The following is a 1,269-nucleotide window of genomic DNA, read 5'->3' on the forward strand; positions in this document are numbered from 1 at the left end:
TGTGGGAGCAACTGTCTTGGATGATTTATTTAGCCATCTTTTCCAGGGACAGCGAGGCTCCCACAGCTCTGGGCTATGCAAGTCTGAAGGGGATTCCCATAATCACAATTCAGGCGATGCGGCCCTTCCACTCAGAACCATCCCGGATCATTGCGTTTAGACGTACCAACAAGACTCGCATACATGCGATGAGCGCAACCTTGGCGCATTTACCTCTCTCGCGCAGCGCCTTATACCGCGCATTGAAGTCAGGCTGAAACCTGATCACAGACCAGCAGGCCATATACAGAGCGCGTCTGGCGGCGAACCTACCGCCACTGATGTAGCGTTTGCCTTTGTGCGTACCGCTATCGTCGTTGTAGGGGGCGATACCTGCTAATGCAGCGATCTGACGCCGGCCAACCTCGCCGAGCTCTGGAAGATAGGCCATTACACTAGCCGCCGTAACGAGACCGATCCCCTTGACCGAGCGCAGACGAGTAACTTTTTCACGGTCCAGGCTTTCAGCGCTTTGACGGATCAATTTTTCTATCAGCTTAACGGCTTCACATAGATAGTCGATATGACTCTGCAACGCGGGTTTGACTGCCTCAGACGAGGCCGTTTTAAGTCTGCGCTTGTCGTCATCTCTTTGCTGAACAAAGTTTTCCCGTTGCTGGACCAGTGCGCGTAAGTCGTCCTGTTCGGCACTTGTGACCCGGCTGTTAGCAGATTTGATAACCGCTGCAAATTGTGCCAGGAGGCGCGCATCTATCGGGTCGGTTTTAGCTTGTTGTCCCATTGCTTTGGCAAAGTTCTTGGCACGGCAAGGGTTGATCCGAATGACCTCAAAGCCTGCAGCCTGAAGCGCTTTCATGACGTTTCGTTCGTAACCGCCTGTGGCTTCCAGCAACACGCGACCGACCTGATGGAGCAGTAGCCAACCAATTAATCCAGGAAAATCACCCTCGGCGTTAGGGCAACTCACCCCGACATCTAACAGATCAACCTGAACCTGAAGACTGTCTTTGGAAACATCAATACCTGCTGGATAGGAAAACATAGCCAAACCCTCTTACACTCAAGGTGAGAGCGCTCTGGCTTGGCCCACGCTTGTAACTGTTCGAGGTGGGCTCGTTCAACTGTTCGGGCTCAATGACCAGAGTGGAGAGGTGAGTGGCAGCATGGGCTCCCACACGTGCTTTAAGCACTTCGGGCGTTCAGCTTGCCGCCCACCGCTCTCACCTTCAGTCTAATCGCAGCGCAAGACACAAGCGGGCTTGCTCGCGA

The 1,269-nt window shown here is 53.7% G+C and carries 1 protein-coding gene; it reads right to left on the minus strand.

What is annotated here, in order from left to right:
• Positions 1-109: 109 nt before the first annotated feature.
• Positions 110-1,042 (minus strand): IS110 family transposase, encoded by a 933-nt coding sequence (locus tag KGA89_RS29575; protein ID WP_223473198.1) that lies wholly within the window; start codon positions 1,040-1,042, stop codon positions 110-112.
• Positions 1,043-1,269 lie beyond the last annotated feature (227 nt).

Origin of the sequence: Pseudomonas sp. A-RE-22, assembly GCF_019956035.1 — a bacterium.
GTDB lineage: Bacteria > Pseudomonadota > Gammaproteobacteria > Pseudomonadales > Pseudomonadaceae > Aquipseudomonas > Aquipseudomonas brassicacearum.

Coding starts and splice junctions, on each gene's coding strand:
- KGA89_RS29575 (WP_223473198.1), bottom strand. CDS start 1,042: ATGTTTTCCTATCCAGCAGGTATTGATGTTTCCAAAGACAGTCTTCAG.